We start from the raw sequence: 1,407 nt of genomic DNA, 5'->3' as shown, positions 1-1,407 counted from the left end.
TCACTAGTGTCCGGTAAAAAAAATAAACCGGGCTAGCAATTTGAACACTAACCCGGTATGTCTACTTTTGAGTTACGACACAAAAAAGCTAGACATGGGTAAAAGTAAGGATTTTAACGGACAGCCGATATTTAATCAATTAATAAAGTTCATTGACAAAAGTGAAGTTCGAAAGATAGCTCGGGAGCATGCTGCAGAGCGGTATGTAAAAAAGTTTACGACCTATAATCACCTGGTCGTAATGCTTTTCGTGTCCTTAGAAGGCTATCAATCAATACGAGAAACGATATTGGGGCTTTTGGCTAATGCGCATAAACTGTCTCATTTAGGCCTATCCTACCTGGTTAGGCGAAGTACTTTTGCTGAGGCCAATAAACGCCGGAGCAGTACGGTTTTTGGGGATATCTACAAAAGTGTTTACCAAAAACATGCAGAAAGTTTAGCGGACAGCCGGTTAAACGATGCTGACCTAAAACGTCTTTATATTATGGATTCCACCACCATTTCCCTGTTTAAGGACATCCTTAAGGGCGTGGGGCGCAATCCCAAGGAAGGCAAAAAGAAGGGCGGAATAAAAGCCCACACCATTATCAAGGCTAGCGAGAATGTTCCCTGCCTTGTCCGATACAGTGAAGCCGTACGACACGACCATATGTTCTTGAAAGAAGTTTTCAACCTGGTCAAAGGTTCTATCATTACTTTTGATAAAGGCTATGTTGACTATGCTCAATATGAAGCCCTTACCCAAAGCCAGATATGGTACGTGACTCGATTAAAGGAGAATGCAACTTACCAGCCAGGAAAGGAATTTGATATTCCGGAAGATGCTGATTCTGGAGTATTGAAGGATGAGGAGATCATTTTATATTATGGTGAGGGAAAGCAGCTGAAACATCATTCCAGGCGCATAGCATACTGGGACAGCGAAAACAACAGGTTATTTGAATTCATCACCAATAATATGGAGCTAGAAGCTGAAAAGATAGCCTTAATCTATAAAAAACGATGGCAGATCGAGCTGCTATTCAAGCAGCTCAAACAGAATTTTCCACTAAAATATTTTCTAGGTGATAATGAAAATGCCATTGAAATACAGATCTGGACGGCTATGTTAGCCAACCTTTTGATCACCTTGGTGAAAGGAAAAGTAAAAAAGAAATGGGCCTTTTCTAATCTGGTGTCCATTATAAGGCAACAGTTAATGAACTACATCAACCTGTATGGATTTTTAGAAGATCCGGAGGGAAGTTGGCGAGAAGTGATTAAACAGAAAAAATTAAAATATCAGAATTCTCTATTCCCAGAGATAAAGGGGGCTTACTTTTAAAAAACAGAAATATGACATCTCAATATCAACAACTTAAGTTGATGAATAATTTAAATCCCGGTTTTACCGGACAACAATGA

General features: G+C 39.6%; 1 protein-coding gene. It reads left to right on the top strand.

Annotated features, from left to right (window positions below; all coding sequences use genetic code 11):
* The first annotated feature begins 94 nt into the window (after positions 1-94).
* Complete coding sequence (locus LB467_RS18555; RefSeq protein WP_224475646.1) at positions 95-1,327, top strand: IS4 family transposase; 1,233 nt, start codon at positions 95-97, stop codon at positions 1,325-1,327.
* The last annotated feature ends 80 nt before the right edge of the window (positions 1,328-1,407 follow it).

The organism is Salegentibacter tibetensis (genome assembly GCF_020164485.1).
Classification (GTDB): Bacteria; Bacteroidota; Bacteroidia; order Flavobacteriales; family Flavobacteriaceae; genus Salegentibacter; species Salegentibacter tibetensis.
The sequence above is the reverse complement of the archived record's forward strand: the minus strand, read 5'-3'. Positions and strand labels throughout refer to the sequence as shown.